Consider the following 15827-nt stretch of genomic DNA (forward strand, 5'->3'; position numbering starts at 1 on the left):
TCGTAGCGTAAACCAGATATTCTCTGGGCTACGAACCTTCCGGGTTCTCTATGCCCGGAGAATAATAACAACAACATTGATTCTGATGGGGGCGTCATGTCGTTTCTCTCTCGCGTTCTAATTACAGCAATGACTCTGTTCACGCTGTCTGGTTGTAGCATTATTTACATGCAAATGGGCTGGGTTGTTTACGACCTGACCGATCGTCATGTAACGCCATACACGATGACAATTGATGATGTAGGCGTTGCATGTTCAACCACTCAAGGCCTTCAGCCTCTGATTAATGCCTTCACCCGCGTTACATCAACGGATGACCTCGCTAACCTCATGATGAACATGATGGCGGGATCTTGTGCTGAAGAAGCCGCAGTTGAAGAAAGTCTGGCGTACATCCGAGCCTTTAAAAACCAGAATATTAACGAAGCAAAAGACGCGCGCATTCGTGAGAAGCGCGAGTACGCTATCGCTGCGACCCGTCAGTACCGTGCGTATCAGCACATGGTCGATGAGTTCGGTGAGCCGGGTGAAAAGTGCCCGCGCCTTAACCACGACGAAGGTGTTTACTGGACTCTGGGCAACCTGGCTGGCCTGCAGTCAGTACTGAACGACCTGAAGGCACAGAGTGTCGTAAACGTACCGAAAGATATCGCAATGAAGGCTGTTCGTGGTCTTCAGTGCCTTGATAATGAAGAATACTGGGGTGTTCCGGCAGCTGCGTCTGCAGGCCTGAAGATCCTGATGCCTGACAGCTCTGATACAAGCGCTACAGACCCGTGGGTTGAGCTGGAAACCGCATCCCGCACAGCAACCGAAAACGGTGTTCGTCTGGCACATGCTGTAGAAATTCTTGTTGCTGATGGTGGTGGTCACACGGATCGTGTGAAGGAAGCTATCCGTCGTCACGCAGCCTCACTTAAAACTAACCCTAGCCATCGCGATTACCGCCTGCTTGATGTTGTAGCAAGTCGTCAGATCCGTGCGGTTTCTGATCGTATGTGGACTGATGCGACTGGCTCGCGTACGCCGGTCGGTGAATTCGGAACTTTCTGGGATGATGTGGACGAAAGTGCTGCTCCCGTGATGGATATTGACGACTTGTTAGATTAAGGACTGGATATGCGTAAATTATTGGCCATCGCTGCGATGACCCTGGCGCCGTTTGCAAGCGCCGTTGAACAACGTGACCTTTGCATTTATGACCCACTGGGTAACAGTGGTCCAATGTTTGGTCTGATGAAAGACTACCGCGAGTTTGCACTCGCGGAAGGTTATGAAATCAAACTTCACGCCTATACCGATGAGAAAATTGCTTCTGACGACTTTAAGGCAGAGCAGTGCGACGGTGTGGTCATGACTGGGGCAAGAGCGCGTCCGTTCAGCAAATTTGCTTCTACCATTGAGGCGATTGGTGCAGTGCCGACGGATGAAATCATGCGTCAGGTTGTTATGACTACGGCCACCCCAAAGGCTGCTAAGTTGATGCAGACTGAACGTTATGCGGTCGGCGGTGTCATTCCGGCGGGTGCGGTTTATCTGTTTGTTAACGACCGTAGCATTGATACGGTCGAAGAGATGTCGGGCAAGAAAATTGCGACACTGGATTACGATGCGCCATCAATTAAAATGGTCAATCACGTAGGTGCGGCAGTAGTTCCGTCAAATTCGGCAAACTTCTCAGGCAAATTTAACAACGGTAGCGTTGATATTGCCTACGCGCCAGCAATCGCATACAAACCACTCGAAATGTACAAAGGCTTGGGTGAAAACGGCGCAATTCTGCGCTACAACCTGGCCTACCTTGATTTTCAGCTGGTCTTTCATCGCGAACAGTTCAACGATGAATACACGCAGAAATCACGAGAATTTGTTGCGGGCCTGTTTGACCGGGCAATCAAAAGCATTAAGCAGCACACAGACGAGATCGAAGACCACTACTGGTTAGATCTGCCTGAAGCGCAGCAAAAAGAATATAACGAAATGCTGCGTCAGGTGCGTATCACACTGCGTGATGAAGGTGTTTACGATGGCAAAATGCTCCGCCTTCTCAAAAACCTGCGTTGTAAGGCGGATGGCTCTGCAGCGGAATGTGTAGAAAATCTTGAGTAAGACTAAGTAACACGTCTTGTCTCCCCAGGCACTTGCCTCCGGGGAGCGGACATTGGGGGATGAACCGAAGCCGTCCGGCTTCGGTTCTTTTATAATATAAGAGGTGTTTTTCATGGAGCAGCACGTACGTGCGGGCAACCGTACGATTTACGAATGGCTCGCTGCGCTTCCTGCATTCCTGGTATTGGTATTCGTTATTATTCTGAATACCAGTCATACGATGCATGCGCAATTACTGCAACTGGGTGAGAGTGTCTGGGAAGGATACTTTATGCTTCGGCATGATCCGGTTGAGCCGTCCTGTAACCTCAATATGGATATTGATACTGAGCTGGCAAGAATCGTCGAAGAACGAAATAACCAGCCAATGGATGAGTTCGACCTGTTCGCACCAGAGCCAGTTGATCCTGCGGTAATGCGGAAGTCACTGGAAGCCGCTCAGGCCCAGTGTGAGATTAAGTACGATCAGTACAATGCAACAAAAGACCGGATTACTCCGGCGGTTGAGATTTTTCGTTCAGTAGAGTTGGGTGTTGCCAACTTCGGTGAACTTGGCATGGCGACTCAGCGCATCATGCTCGCGATTCTCGTGTTGATCTGTGGTGGTACTGCACTTTTCCGTCGTCACCATATCGCCCTGAGACCTATGGTAACGGCGATGGACTATCGTGTTGCTGCGGGCGCTCAGTTCGTTGCTTTCGCTATCCTGTTTTATTCCGTTTACAGCTTCAAAAACATTGCATTCTCTGCCGGGATTGAAGTCAGTACCGAGCATGCCGTGCTTCACTGGCTCTGGATTTTTGGATTCGGCGCGCCGCTGGCATTGACGCTCTATCAGATGATTGTCATACCGAAGGATGCGCAACCAGGCGGTAACTTCCTGAAAGCTCAGTTGGCGATACCCCTGTATGCCACTATGTGTCTGATTTCGGGTACTTATTTTATTCTGGCGGATCACCCGGCGGGCATTGGTATTTACCTCAACCAGATGATGGAGCTTTCCCAGCTGTTCCTGAATGTTGGTTTGTACGTCTGGATCGGTATGCTGCTTAAGCGTACTGAGATGGCTCAGAAAGTATTCAATATCTTCCGCCCGCTTAAGCTGCCACCAGAAATGTTGGCTGTTGCGGTGGTTGCCCTGGCAGCGGTGCCAACTGCTTACACTGGCGGTTCTGGTATTTTTGTGATTGCTGTTGGTGGTCTGATCTATATGGAACTGCGCCGTGCAGGAGCGCGACGTCAGCTGGCCCTGGCTGCGACTGCCATGTCAGGCTCTCTGGGTGTCGTACTGCGCCCATGCCTTCTGGTTGTTATCGTTGCGGCATTGAACAACGAAGTGACGACAGACCAGTTGTTTGGCTGGGGTGTTAAGGTTTTCTTCCTGACTACCGTTCTGTTTGCTTTCTATGCACTGCTCACGCGTAAAGAGCCGGTGGCTATCCAACGTCCGGATGGCAACGTATGGCCTGAATTCAAAGAAGCGCTTAAGCCGCTGATCCCTTACGTCATTCTGATTACGGTGACTCTGGTAGTGTATGCACTTCTGTTAAATGCTTACCTCGATGAGTTCTCAGCACCTATTATTCTTCCGGTGCTGCTGTTGGTGATTCTGATTTATGAACGCCTTAACCAGGAAAAAGACGTTCTGAAGCGTGAGAATCTGAATATTGATTACGTCGGGCATCGTCTTGAAGAGAGCTACGATGATCTCAAGCAAGGTCGTGACTCTATCGAGAAGACTATCCGTGAAGCGACCACAGAGACGACAGGTCACATTGGTGCCCTGCTTATGTTGATGGGGATGTCTGTCAGCATCGGTGGTGTTATTGAGCGTGCCGAAGTAATGTCCATGGTACCGACCGAATTCAGTTCTATCTGGCTGGCAATGGCTCTTCTGGTCGCCATTCTGGTCGTTATCGGTATGGTTATGGACCCGTACGGCGCAGTTATTCTGGTGAGTGCTACAATCGCGAGTATCGCCTATGAAAGCGGAATCGATCCGGTTCACTTCTGGATGGTGACACTGGTGGCCTTCGAACTGGGTTATCTCAGTCCGCCTGTTGCTCTTAACCACCTCTTAACCAGGCAGGTGGTCGGCGAAGAAGAAGTCCGCTTGTCCAAGGAAGAAGTGGTTGGCGAGAACTTCTGGTATAGGAACGAGAAGATACTGTTGCCGTTGGCTACGATGGCGACAGCACTTATCATCGTTGCCTTTGTACCGCTTGCGATAGCGTATTGACGTAATATCGCACTATGAAAAACGGGAGCAGATGCTTCCGTTTTTTTTTGCTTTTCATACAGTCCGTATCAAGATTAAATTGCTTCTGGCTTAAGGTGTTTCGGGGCGTGGAATCAGTGTTACTGTAGAGTCGGGAACGGTCGAAATATTCCTGAAATACAGGTCGCCAATGATATCGGTACCGGTGCTACCAATACTCATATTGCGATAGGCGATTTCGTCGATGCTGGAGGGCAGAACCAGGCTGATAGTTCCATCGTCATTGACGATACTGCGCGGTCCATCAGGGTCATCATAACTTACGCCAGTGATCTCGTAGTCGCCAACGAAGTTGAGTAATGGCAATCCCGCCTGGAACAGCACCATCAGCGTTTTCAGGCCACCTTCTTCGTCCGGGCCACTGTTGTTTCCCAGCTCGATAAGGTACTGGCTGTCCTCATTGATGCCCTGAGCAGAAATGGTCTGCATATTATCATCGGCGAGACTCGCGAGCCCGGTTCGCTGCTCCAGCTCCTGAACCGTTGGTCCGGCGTAAGCAGTAGATGTGCACAATGTGATGACGCTGAGGCGAATGAGCGTTGTTAGTCCTGATGTTCTTCCACTGGTGTTCACGCGGTGACTCCCTTCTTATTGTTTTGGGGGGAGTTATCAGACCACGTCAGGTGTGACCTTGTTCAGGGGAAATCGATGCGAAGAGAGGGAAGGGCGCTTTGTGTCTGGACACTATTAAGGCTGCCCGGGATAGTGGCGCAGTCTCTCCGTCAGACTGCGCACGTGCGCTATATTGGCTGCGTTCGACAAGGGGTTAGTCAGACCCGATTAACTTGAGCGTTGAGTTTTCCAGAAGGCGCACATCGTCAAAGATAATATCCCCCATCGCGGCACCTGAGCTGTCGCGTGCCTTAAAGTCCCGGTAGGCAATTTCGCCGATACGATCCGGTAATATAAGAGTGACCGTGGCATCAGCATTGAAAATAACCCGCTCGGCTTCAGGGTCGTCATATTCAATACCAGTGATCGTGTACCCGCTGAATGCTGGGAGAAATGGAATTGCTGTTTGGAGAACCGCCATCAGAGCGATTTCTGGTGCCTGATCAGTAGGACCTGTTTGGTCGACAACCTCCATAAGGTAATCAATGTCATCCTGAAATCCCTGAGCTACCACTCCCGACATGCCTTCGTCGTAGATAGCGGTCATGCCGACGCGTTTCGCGAGCGAATCGGGATCAGTGGGGCGTTTAAACTCTGCGAAAGCCGATGTCGACATAATACTCAGGCCGACGGTTGTGACCAATGAGGCGATACGGAAGGTTTTCAGTCCATTAGATAAAGCGTCCATAGGTTCCTCGGGTATTCTTATTAGTGTCTGAGAAGCTTTTCAGCTATCAAACATCAAAGTGGCTGAGGATGACCAGTCATTGTGACTCAATTCACATTACGCGGGGGTGGCGGCTTCAATTGTCCGGACTAGAGAGGGATTATGAAAAATAGAGGCGCAAAAAGTCTAATCGGTTTAGGTCTTTTTGCGCCCGGCGGTTCGAGGTTTAGTTGCGGGTGCGCAGAGTGATGGTGGATCCCTCTGACATGCTTAAGTTCTTGATCGAAAGATCACCCATAGCTGGTCCTGTGGCCCCCCTGAAATTGACATCCTTAAAGGCAATCTCACCGATGCGTTTTGGGCCCTGCATTTCGATTGATCCATCTTCATGAAGGGTCACAGATGGGCCGTCCCCATAGTACTCAACATCGCTGATCTCGTAGTCTGTCAGCATGTTAAGACCGGGAAAGATGCTCTGCAGTGCGGTCATTGTGGCTGTTTCAGGGGCGTCAGCCCCGTCAGAGTCGCCATTAAGGACGTCTTGCAGGTAGGCGACGTTCTCACTGATACCCTGACCGGTGATCTCTGCCATATCCCCTTCAGACATAGGCGTCATGTTGCCGAAACCAGCGATGCGCTTCGCTTCGTACTGTTCAGTCTCAATGGATGTGTCGATTGAGGCATTTGCGCTGGCAACAAAAGGTTGAACAGGCCCAAGGAGCACCGCACCAACAGCTGCCACCATACGATAACGTGACTGGCCTTTCAGTGCTTTATCCAGTTGCTTCTCTGTAATCCAACCTTTCTCGACCATGATCTCACCAAGCATCAGTTTGCTGGTGCTCTGTAGATCCAGTGCTTCATCTAGCTGGCGACGGGTGATGAGTCCTTTGTGCATGAGTAGCGTGCCAAGGCGCGACTTCTGCTTTATTTCTTGTTGTTTACTCATTTTCATGGCCTTCGGGTTATTGCTTTGTGGGGTAATCCTGACCCATGGCTAAATTTTCGACAACGAACAGAATTTGACAGTTGAACCACTGTTCAGTTTAAGATGATGCATCCCATTGATTTAAAAGGGGAAAGGCAATGTAAGCCAGCATTGTTATTTGTTGTAATGCCATGTTAGACAGCTTGATTGTAGGCATTAAGCGGGGTTACGCGACTCCCCTTGATTCTTTATACTTCGGCCCCAGTTTAGTTACCTACCTTTTTACTTTTTCACGGAGACAGCGGATGAGTGATCCCCGCCATATCAAGATGTTAATCCTGGGTTCTGGCCCTGCTGGCTACACAGCAGCGGTGTATGGGGCTCGCGCTAATCTCGACCCGGTCATTATCACTGGTATGCAGATGGGCGGACAGCTCACCACGACAACCGAGGTAGACAACTGGCCGGGCGACGCTCAGGGCGTACAGGGCCCCGAGCTGATGGAACGCATGAAAGCGCACGCAGAGCGTTTCGACACTGAAGTTGTGTTTGATCAGATCAGTGAAGTAAAGCTTGATCAGCGTCCGTTCTGGTTGAAAGGCGATTCCGGCGAATACACCTGTGATTCGTTGGTCATCGCAACAGGCGCAAGTGCCAAATATCTTGGGCTTGAGAGTGAAGAAGCGTTTAAAGGGAAGGGCGTTTCAGCGTGTGCCACCTGTGACGGTTTCTTCTACCGCAAAAAGCGTGTCGCCGTGATTGGTGGTGGTAACACCGCCGTTGAAGAGGCACTTTACCTCTCGAACATTGCCTCCGAAGTCGTTGTTGTTCACCGTCGTGACAGCTTCCGTAGTGAGAAGATTCTGGCCGATAAGCTGCTTGATAAAGCGGAAAACGGCAACGTGACTATTCGCTGGAACAGCGAGCTCGATGAAGTGCTGGGTGACGACATGGGCGTTACCGGCATGCGCATCAAAAATCGCGAAACGGGCGAGACTGAAGAACTCGATCTCGAAGGCATCTTCGTAGCCATCGGTCACTCGCCAAATACCGGCATATTTGAAGGTCAGCTGGAGATGAAAGACGGCTATATCGTCGTTCAGAGTGGTCTGCATGGGAACGCCACACAAACCAGCGTAGAAGGCGTATTCGCTGCGGGTGATGTTTCTGATCATATCTACCGCCAGGCAATCACCTCAGCAGGCACGGGCTGTATGGCGGCACTGGACGCAGAGCGGTTCCTCGATAATCAGTAATCTGATCGGGTGCTTATCGGTTTGAAAATGCGCTGTTCAGGGCTCCCTGTTTAGGGCTTTTTCAAGCCAGTCTGGAAGAGGGCGGAGCGATACGTGAGTATCTTCGCCCTTTTTTTGCGATTCCAGAAACTCGATGCGTTCCTGGGTTGCCGGGTGAGACTGCCAGAGTCCCCATTGGTGGGCTGCGTCCTTATCTGTCTGCAGAATATGTTCAAATAGCTCCTCAGAGCCTCTGGAGTGACCGTAGTAGGCGTTGAGTAGCGTCACCGCTCTCTCATCCGCAGCGCGCTCCATATCGCGGCTGAATGCCATCAGGCTGATAAATCCGGTCTGCTGCGTAATCGCTCCCGCAGACGAGTTATCAAATCCTGTAACCAATGCAATCAATGTGTGGCCGATCTGTTCCAGCATAAGTACCACAGGGTGTCGCAACTCGATATGGGCGTATTCGTGTGCCAGCACCATAGCCAGCCCATTTTCACTTTTGACAGCATCAAGTAATCCTCGCGTCACATGAATGTTACCGCCAGAGGTTGCAAAGGCATTCGCGGCTTCAATGTCGGGTAACCAATGGACGTTTATTTCGGATATATCTGCGTCGTGTGGAATCAGATCACGAGTAAGTTGCTGAAGGTACTCCGCGATGCGCTGGTCCTGCTCTGAGCTGACGTCGGACGGCCCAAAAGACAGATTGGGTTCCCACTCAAAAGGAACGGCAGGGGCGATGCGAGTTGCACCCCAACCAATCAGGAATGATATGGCAACAACCGCCAGTAACAGCGCGCCGGCCATAATGACAAAATCGACGAAGGGATTGTCGTGCTGGTTATTGATCCCTTCCGGTAGTTGAGGGTTTTCCTTCGGGAAGCTCATTAATCTGCCAGGTAGCTACTTAGAGTCAGGACAGGCGATTAATGCAGTGCCGTAGGCCAGCACCTCAACCGAGCCAAGGCCCTTTGCAGCATTTTCGCCAATGCGTGAAGTTTCGTATTTCACGTTATAGATGGTCTCGGCACCCAGCTCGCGAGCTTCTTCCTGCATTCGCAGGATGGCTTCCCGGCGTGCCCGGTCGAGCAGGCTTTCATAGGCGCCAACGCGGCCGCCGAAAATATTACGCAAAGAGGCAACTACGGTTTTGAAGTAATCGACCGAGATTACGACACTACCACTGACCAGAGTCGAGTTGTGCCTCAGATATTCGGGGGGTGGAATTTTGATTGGCACCACAGCGATGCTTCTGAGAGCCTGTTCGCGCTGAAATATAGAGCGGTAATGGCGGCTTTCAGAGAGTCGCCCAAAGCCGTAACCCAGAGCCAGCAGGACCAGGAATACAATGAGTTCGATCACCGGTCTTCTACCGTTACTGCTGTGCCGTACACGAAAATTTCGGAAGCGCCGGCGGCAATGGATGAGGTTGAAAATCGCACGTTAATAACAGCATTAGCCCCCAAGGCGGCGGCTTGTTGTTTCAGGCGCTCTATGGCTTCTTCCCGGGACTCGCTCAAGAGCTCGGTGTATCCCTTCAGCTCACCACCGAAGATATTCTTAAAGCCCGCCATAATATCCCGGCCGGCATGCTTGGCTCTGACAGTGCTGCCCTGAACCATCCCTAAATGCTGGGTAATACGTTTACCTGGCACGACTTCCATATTACTGATCAGCATTGCTCTCTCCTTAGTGACCGTATTGATAATACCCGAAAAGCGGGCACAAAAAAGCCCCGCGGTGCGGGGCTCTTTCTTACGACATCAGCAATTAAGCAGTAGCTTCGTCAGACTTCTTTTTAGAGGTCTTTTTTGCTTTGTCGTGGTTTTCAGCAACAGTACCGAAGTGCTCCAGAGGGAAGTGGTCAACGTGAACCATATCCAGAACATCTTTCTCGAACGCGATCATGAATTCGCCTTCATCGGCTGTCAGGATGCCCATTTCAACGCCTTCGTTGATACGGCCTTCAATAGACAGAGTCGCTTCGTCGTACTTGCCAGCTTTGATTGCATCGCCAACTTTCTTGTAGATGCCTTCAGCTTTCTCAACACGGTCCAGCAGGCTGTCGTATACAGCAAGCGGGTTACGAAGACCGTTGCTGTAAGCAGTACCGTACTTCTCGCCACGGTAAGCACCCTGAATCAGACGCTCACGAGTGTCGGTGTGGTAAGAAACCAGGTCGACAACTTTAGCAACCAGCTTGTCGTTAGGTGCTTTAGCACGACGGCCCAGAGGCATAGTCAGAACTTTCAGCATCCACGCAGCAGGACGTGCTGGCAGGTTCTGCAGGAAGGCTTCATGCGCTTCTTCGAATTCGAAGAACAGTTTCTCGATAGAGTACTGAACCAGTGGCAGGTCTTCTTTGTTCGAACCCTGGTCAGCCCAGTGTTTCAGAACCATAGAAGCCAGGTACATCTTAGAAACCATGTCGGCCAGACGCGCAGAGATCAGTTCGCGGAACTTCAGTTCGCCACCCAGAGTAGACATCGCGATGTCGACACAGATAGCGAAAGAAGCAGCATACTTGTTCAGCTGCTTGTAGTACTGCTTGGTAGGACCAGACACAGGTACGCCAGTGAAGGCAGCGTTAGTCAGGTTCAGAACCAGCGCACGGCTCATGTTAGAGAAGATGAAACCGAAGTGACCAAACAGTGCCTTATCAAAGCCTTTCAGGTCGTTCGCTTTCGCAGTTTCCATTTCTGGCAGTACGAAAGGATGACAACGGATCGCGCCCTGACCAAAGGTGATCATAGAACGGGTCAGGATGTTTGCACCTTCAACCGTGATCGCAACAGGAACCGAAGAGTAACCAGACTCAACGTAGTTCTTAGGACCACGAATAATCGCTTTACCACCGTGAACGTCCATGGTGTCGTTAGCAACAGCACGAGCGATTTCGGTCAGGTTGTACTTCAGAATCGCTGAAGGAACAGACGGCTTGTGACCTTCGTCAATAGCGATAGCAGTGACGCGAGCAGCAGCGCCAGCGGTGTAAGTGTTACCAGCGATACGCGCGATGCGCTCCTGAACACCTTCCAGCTTAGCAATCGGCACATTGAACTGACGACGGATACGTGAGTAAGGACCAGTAGCCGCGATAGAGTATTTACCACCGCCTGCACCGGAGCTAGGCAGAGTAATACAACGACCAACAGACAGACACTCAACCAGCATGCGCCAGCCCTGACCAGCCATGTCAGCACCACCGATGATGAAGTCCAGTGGAATGAATACGTCTTTACCGAAGATCGGACCGTTCATGAACGGAGAACCGATAGGCTTGTGACGGTTACCGATTTCCATGCCTTCAAGGTGGCGTGGCAGCAGCGCTACAGTAATACCAACATCTTTCTTGTCGCCCAGAAGACCTTCTGGGTCAAACATGCGGAACGCCAGACCAACAACGGTCGCAACCGGTGCCAGAGTGATGTAACGCTTTTCAAAGTTCAGTTTCAGACCCAGAACTTCTTTGCCTTCCCAAGTGCCTTTACATACAACACCAACGTCTGGCAGAGAAGTAGCGTCGGAACCAGCACGTGGGCCAGTCAGACCGAAACATGGGATCTCACGACCGTCAGCCAGGCGTGGCAGGTAGTGATCTTTCTGATCCTGAGTACCGTACTTAAGCAGCAGCTCACCTGGGCCGAGAGAGTTAGGAACACCCACGGTAGAGAAGGTAGCACCAGAGACAGTCAGTGCCTGAAGAACAGCAGACTGAGTCTGAGCAGAGAAACCAAGACCGCCGTATTCTTTAGGAATGATCATCGAGAAGAAACGTTCTTTCTTGATGTAGTCCCAGATTTCCTTAGAGAGGTCACCGTTCTGGCTGATTTCCCACTCATCTACCATAGAGCACAGAGTTGCAACCTGGTTGTCCAGGAAGTCCTGTTCTTCTTTAGGAATAGTCGGGTTAGGGTGGTTCAGCAGCATCTGCCAGTTAGGCTTACCTGAGAACAGTTCACCATCCCACCAGACAGTACCGGCTTCCAGAGCTTCGCGCTCGGTGTCGGACATCTGTGGCAGAATCTTCTTGTAGAAGTTGAAGATCGGCTTAGTCACAGTGTTGGTACGGAAACCATCAAGGCTCAGTACGCCCAGTGCGCCAGCAACGATCAGAGAGATTACGGTAACAGCAGTTGCTGCGCCGAAAACGAAAGCAGCCACTGTGAAAGCAGCCATAACACCGGCTGCAACTTTCAGCGAGCTACGCTTGTAAGTCAGAGCGACCAGTGCGCCAACAAGGAGCAGGCTCCAGATTGTCGTAGTCATATCAGTACCTCAAAAAGGTGGCCCAAAGGCCGTTATTATTTCTGTTTTTTCATACTTCCAGCGCGCGAGGCGGTTACTCACTCGCGCGTGAGGCTGGCATTCTAACCAGTAAAATCACTGCTTCGCAAACCCCAAATGTAAATTTCTTGGGCTGAGACAGGCAGGGATTTTTTCTTTGTTTTCAATAATTTCGCTGATTCACCGGCCAGCCTGTGCTGTTTTACGTGAGGTTTGGCGTAAATGCCGATGGAGGATGGTAAAGGTGTCATGAAAGAGCTTCCCGGCGAAAGCGTAAATAACGACTAAACTGACTCTGTGTGATGCAATAAATAACCTGTCAGGCTACGTATTATGGTGTTGGAACAATTCTCGGTATGGACGCTGGTACTCATTGGCGCTGTGCTTGCACTTGGCATTTTCTTCCACTTGTTCCGGTACTCATCGAAGACAGCCGAAGTAGCGCCCGCGATTCTGACCAGTATTGGTATCTTTGGTACCTTCCTTGGGGTAGCGCTTGGTCTGTGGCATTTTGATACCGCCGATATTCAGGGCAGTGTTCCCAGGCTGATGGATGGCCTTAAAACGGCCTTCTGGACCTCTATTGCTGGTCTCTTTGCTGCACTGACGCTGAAAATACGGGCCGCTGTAGAGCAAGCGGGCAGGCGAGCGTCAACACAACATCGCGCCGCCACCGTGGATGACCTCGATCTGTCTCTGCAAGCTTTGGTGAAGCAACTTCATGATGGATCAGAGCAGAGCCTCAGAGCAGAACTTGCTGAGCAGCATAGCGCTTCTCAGCGCCGCTTCGACCAGTTAATCGACGTATTAACGACGTATCAACAAAAGATGGCTGACGCAAATGCGAAAGCGCTGGTTGATGCCATTCGCACAGTAATGAATGAGTTCAACACCAAGATCAACGAGCAATACGGTGAAAACTTCAAACAGCTGAATGAGTCTGTCGTTGCGATGCTTGAGTGGCAACAAACCTACCGGACACAGCTTGATGAGCTGATTTCAGAGCAGGAGCGATCTTCGGCACTGATGAAGGAAGCCAGTAATGCTTTTGAGTACATGGTTCGTAATGCCAACGCATTCAACGGGATATCAGAATCACTGCAGGAATTACTCACTGGGCTCGAAACTCAGCGACTGAACATTCATTCGCAATTGGGGAGCCTCGCCGACATGGTCAACAACGCTGCTGAGGGGCTGCCTAAATTGGAGGAACGCCTGTCAGTTCTGACTCAAGGTATGTCCGATGCAGTTCAGTCACAGCAGCGTTGGGCCACAGAAGAGCTGAGCCAGACACAGAAAGAGCTGACTTCGCAACTGAATAAAGTGATGGTCGAGAGCCAGGAGCAGCTTCTTAGCCAGCAACAACAAAGTCAGCAGCACATGCAGAAACTGGGCGAGCGCCTCGAGCGACAGGTCGCTCAGCTGGATACCGGCATGGAGGAAGAGCTCAATAAAGCGCTGCGTGCGTTCGGTCTTCAGTTAACGGCACTGTCTGAGAAATTTGTCTCTGATTACAGTCCGCTCACTGACAAGTTGACAGAGTTGGTGAATATGGCCCGCCAGGTTGAGGACTGACCATGCTCGACGACTCGCAAAAGCTTGATGACTCTCAGGATCACGAAGGTCACTGGGTTGCCGTTTCGGATTTAATGGCCGGTTTGATGATGGTGTTCATGCTGGTATCCGTAGTCTTTATGATTAACGTGGAAACTGAGCGCGATAAAATCCGTGATGTTGCCATTCTGTATGACCAGCTGCGCACCCAACTTTATAAAGATCTTCAGACCGAGTTTGCTGATGATATGTCGAGGTGGGGCGCAGAACTCGATGAAGACCTCGCCTTCCGTTTTAATAATACTGATGTTCTGTTCGATAAGGGTGAGGCTGAGCTAAAACCGGAATTTCAGGCCATTCTCGACGACTTTTTTCCCCGTTATGTACGCATCATTACTCAGGAACAATATCGCGACGACATTCTTGAAGTGCGCATAGAAGGGCATACTTCCAGCGGCTGGTTTGGCGCCCGTTCAGACGATGAAGCCTACATTCTCAATATGAACCTGTCACAAGAGCGGACCCGTTCTACGCTTGCCTACGTGTTAGGCCTGAAACCGGTTGCTGATGATAAAAGCTGGTTGAAGGCACACCTGACCGCCAACGGGTTGTCATCAGCGAAAGTGGTGAGAGATGACGCCGGAAGCGAGTTGGGCTCGGCATCCCGGCGGGTAGAGTTTCGCGTTCGCACTGATGCCGAAGGCCGCATTGCCACCATACTCGATAGGGTTCAGCCATGAAGCTATATAACTTTCTGGACGAACCCGAGTTTAATGCCCTTAAGCACCGTATGGGGGCAGATGGGTACGGACACTTTGTCGAATTCGACCCAGAGCATCAGCTGACCTTTGGCGAGCGCGATCAACTGGCCAAGGGCTCACTGAACGCGTTACCGGGGCAGTTACGTATACTGCCGGATCGTACGCTGGCACTGAAAAATTCGAGGGTTTGGGTGGAAGGAGAAGGGCAGATACATCTCGCTGCCTGTCATGAGCTGCATCGACTTCGGGATGCTGAAAGCATCAAAGCCAGTACCCGTGACCCGGAGAAAACGCTCAGTATCTGCCCGGATTGCCTGGCGGAACTTAAATACCTGGGATTGGACGGCCGTAAGAGCCGTCGGCTGTCTGAACAGCTTGACGAGCTCTTCTCGATGGAGCGATTCCGCCAGGATTACCCCTTTTACCCAGTCTGAAGCGCGCGGGATTCAGGCCTTATGGATTCAGGGTGCGCTCCGCTTTGAACTGCAGTGGTTCAGGTTTCCAGAGACCAATGTCAGGCGCGACGTCGGCGCTACCGTCGATCCCCACCTTTACTGCCTCACCACCAGAGAGCATCCGGAAGAGGCTGATTCCCAGATTGGTCAGGCTGACTTCCAGTGGGATATCGATTTTCTGTGACTGACCTTGCTCGAGCTTAACGCTGTTCAATGTGCCTTTCCCCAGTGATTTTCCTTCAGCCTGAAGGTTATAAGCCAGAGACTTCAGATCCAGCCCGAACGCATTCGGGTTCTCGACATCGAGACTCAGCATCAGCTTGGCACCGCTCCAGCTGACATCCGAAAGACTGATATCGCTGAAGCTGATCTGTGGCAATTGAGGGATGGGTAAGGTGCCCTTGAAGTCTACCGGGATGCTGATATTGCCCATGACCGGAATATCCATAAGCACATTGCCATCAACTGTGTAATCGACCGCGTTTTTACCGCTCAGTCCATCAATCGCGTTGGCTAGGTCAGTAAATTTAAGCGTAACAGGAAGCTGAACCGACTCCGTGCCATTGGCGGGTACGGTTACCGTAGCGTCTGGTTGATTAACTGAGGCAAGAGGAGATCCAGCGACCCCCAGATCAAGATCAAAGCCCGCTGCATCCAGGGCAAATCCGTTCGGGTTGCTGACAGCAACGTCCACTAACAGCGTCGCTTGTTCCAGTGACAGGCTGCCGAGAGAAACGCCTGCAACTTCAGCGGTGGGTTTTTTAACATCGACGATCCCTTTTAAGGTTGCGCAGGATGCAAGAAAAGTAGCGAACAGCGCAGTTGTCGTCAGTCGAAGAAACAATCTTGAATTCATCAGAGTGGCCCGGGAATCAGAGTAAAAAGTCAGTCGCTACTCTACCGCCAGATGAACGATGGTTCCAGTAGGCCTGACT

General features: G+C 51.2%; 15 protein-coding genes. 7 read left to right on the forward strand and 8 right to left on the reverse strand.

What is annotated here, in order from left to right:
- Positions 1–96: 96 nt before the first annotated feature.
- The 3 genes from B2R29_RS08595 to B2R29_RS08605 all read left to right on the forward strand — a co-directional run bounded on the left by B2R29_RS08595 (position 97) and on the right by B2R29_RS08605 (position 4348).
- Positions 97–1110: a hypothetical protein gene (locus B2R29_RS08595; protein WP_301180673.1), complete on the forward strand. Its 1014-nt coding sequence runs from the start codon at positions 97–99 to the stop codon at positions 1108–1110.
- Between the two features lie 9 nt (positions 1111–1119).
- A complete protein-coding gene (locus tag B2R29_RS08600) occupies positions 1120–2109 on the forward strand; it encodes a putative solute-binding protein (protein WP_301180674.1) in 990 nt (329 codons plus the stop codon).
- A gap of 112 nt (positions 2110–2221) precedes the next feature.
- Positions 2222–4348, forward strand: coding sequence for a TRAP transporter large permease subunit (locus B2R29_RS08605; RefSeq protein WP_301180675.1), 2127 nt, complete (start codon positions 2222–2224; stop codon positions 4346–4348).
- 90 nt (positions 4349–4438) lie between these two features.
- Here B2R29_RS08605 and B2R29_RS08610 read toward each other — a convergent pair whose 3' ends face one another.
- From B2R29_RS08610 to B2R29_RS08620, 3 genes are all read right to left on the reverse strand, one after another.
- Positions 4439–4960, reverse strand: coding sequence for a hypothetical protein (locus tag B2R29_RS08610; protein ID WP_301180676.1), 522 nt, complete (start codon positions 4958–4960; stop codon positions 4439–4441).
- Between the two features lie 193 nt (positions 4961–5153).
- Positions 5154–5687, reverse strand: coding sequence for a hypothetical protein (locus tag B2R29_RS08615; RefSeq protein WP_301180677.1), 534 nt, complete (start codon positions 5685–5687; stop codon positions 5154–5156).
- Positions 5688–5892: 205 nt separating this feature from the next.
- A complete protein-coding gene (locus B2R29_RS08620) occupies positions 5893–6615 on the reverse strand; it encodes a hypothetical protein (RefSeq protein ID WP_301180678.1) in 723 nt (240 codons plus the stop codon).
- 284 nt (positions 6616–6899) lie between these two features.
- Here B2R29_RS08620 and trxB point away from each other — a divergent pair, with 284 nt between their 5' ends.
- The gene (gene trxB / locus B2R29_RS08625) at positions 6900–7850 is read left to right on the forward strand and encodes a thioredoxin-disulfide reductase (RefSeq protein WP_301180679.1); all 951 of its coding nucleotides are present in this window, start codon (positions 6900–6902) and stop codon (positions 7848–7850) included.
- 36 nt (positions 7851–7886) lie between these two features.
- On the opposite strand, the gene B2R29_RS08630 is transcribed toward trxB, so the two are convergent.
- The 4 genes from B2R29_RS08630 to B2R29_RS08645 form a co-directional block, all read right to left on the reverse strand.
- Entirely contained in the window at positions 7887–8723 is an 837-nt protein-coding gene (locus B2R29_RS08630) for a M48 family metallopeptidase (protein ID WP_301180680.1), read from the reverse strand.
- Between the two features lie 15 nt (positions 8724–8738).
- The gene (locus B2R29_RS08635; RefSeq protein ID WP_301180681.1) at positions 8739–9197 is read right to left on the reverse strand and encodes a YbjQ family protein; all 459 of its coding nucleotides are present in this window, start codon (positions 9195–9197) and stop codon (positions 8739–8741) included.
- Positions 9194–9514, reverse strand: coding sequence for a YbjQ family protein (locus B2R29_RS08640; protein WP_301180682.1), 321 nt, complete (start codon positions 9512–9514; stop codon positions 9194–9196). Before B2R29_RS08640 ends, B2R29_RS08635 begins: the two co-directional genes overlap by 4 nt.
- 91 nt (positions 9515–9605) lie before the next feature.
- Positions 9606–12104, reverse strand: a complete 2499-nt coding sequence (locus B2R29_RS08645) for an acyl-CoA dehydrogenase (RefSeq protein WP_301180683.1) — start codon at positions 12102–12104, stop codon at positions 9606–9608.
- Positions 12105–12455: 351 nt separating this feature from the next.
- Here B2R29_RS08645 and B2R29_RS08650 point away from each other — a divergent pair, with 351 nt between their 5' ends.
- Genes B2R29_RS08650 through B2R29_RS08660 form a run of 3 tightly spaced genes read left to right on the forward strand, consistent with a single transcriptional unit; the run spans position 12456 to position 14871 of the window.
- The gene (locus B2R29_RS08650) at positions 12456–13697 is read left to right on the forward strand and encodes a hypothetical protein (protein WP_301180684.1); all 1242 of its coding nucleotides are present in this window, start codon (positions 12456–12458) and stop codon (positions 13695–13697) included.
- A 2-nt stretch (positions 13698–13699) separates the two neighbouring features.
- Positions 13700–14416: an OmpA family protein gene (locus tag B2R29_RS08655; protein WP_301180685.1), complete on the forward strand. Its 717-nt coding sequence runs from the start codon at positions 13700–13702 to the stop codon at positions 14414–14416.
- Positions 14413–14871: a hypothetical protein gene (locus tag B2R29_RS08660; protein ID WP_301180686.1), complete on the forward strand. Its 459-nt coding sequence runs from the start codon at positions 14413–14415 to the stop codon at positions 14869–14871. The genes B2R29_RS08655 and B2R29_RS08660 overlap by 4 nt, the downstream gene beginning before the upstream one ends.
- A gap of 19 nt (positions 14872–14890) precedes the next feature.
- Here B2R29_RS08660 and B2R29_RS08665 read toward each other — a convergent pair whose 3' ends face one another.
- Positions 14891–15748, reverse strand: coding sequence for an LEA type 2 family protein (locus tag B2R29_RS08665; protein WP_301180687.1), 858 nt, complete (start codon positions 15746–15748; stop codon positions 14891–14893).
- Positions 15749–15827 lie beyond the last annotated feature (79 nt).

This window comes from Thalassolituus sp. UBA3500, from assembly GCF_002377545.1.
In the GTDB taxonomy this organism is placed as follows: domain Bacteria; phylum Pseudomonadota; class Gammaproteobacteria; order Pseudomonadales; family Oceanobacteraceae; genus Thalassolituus.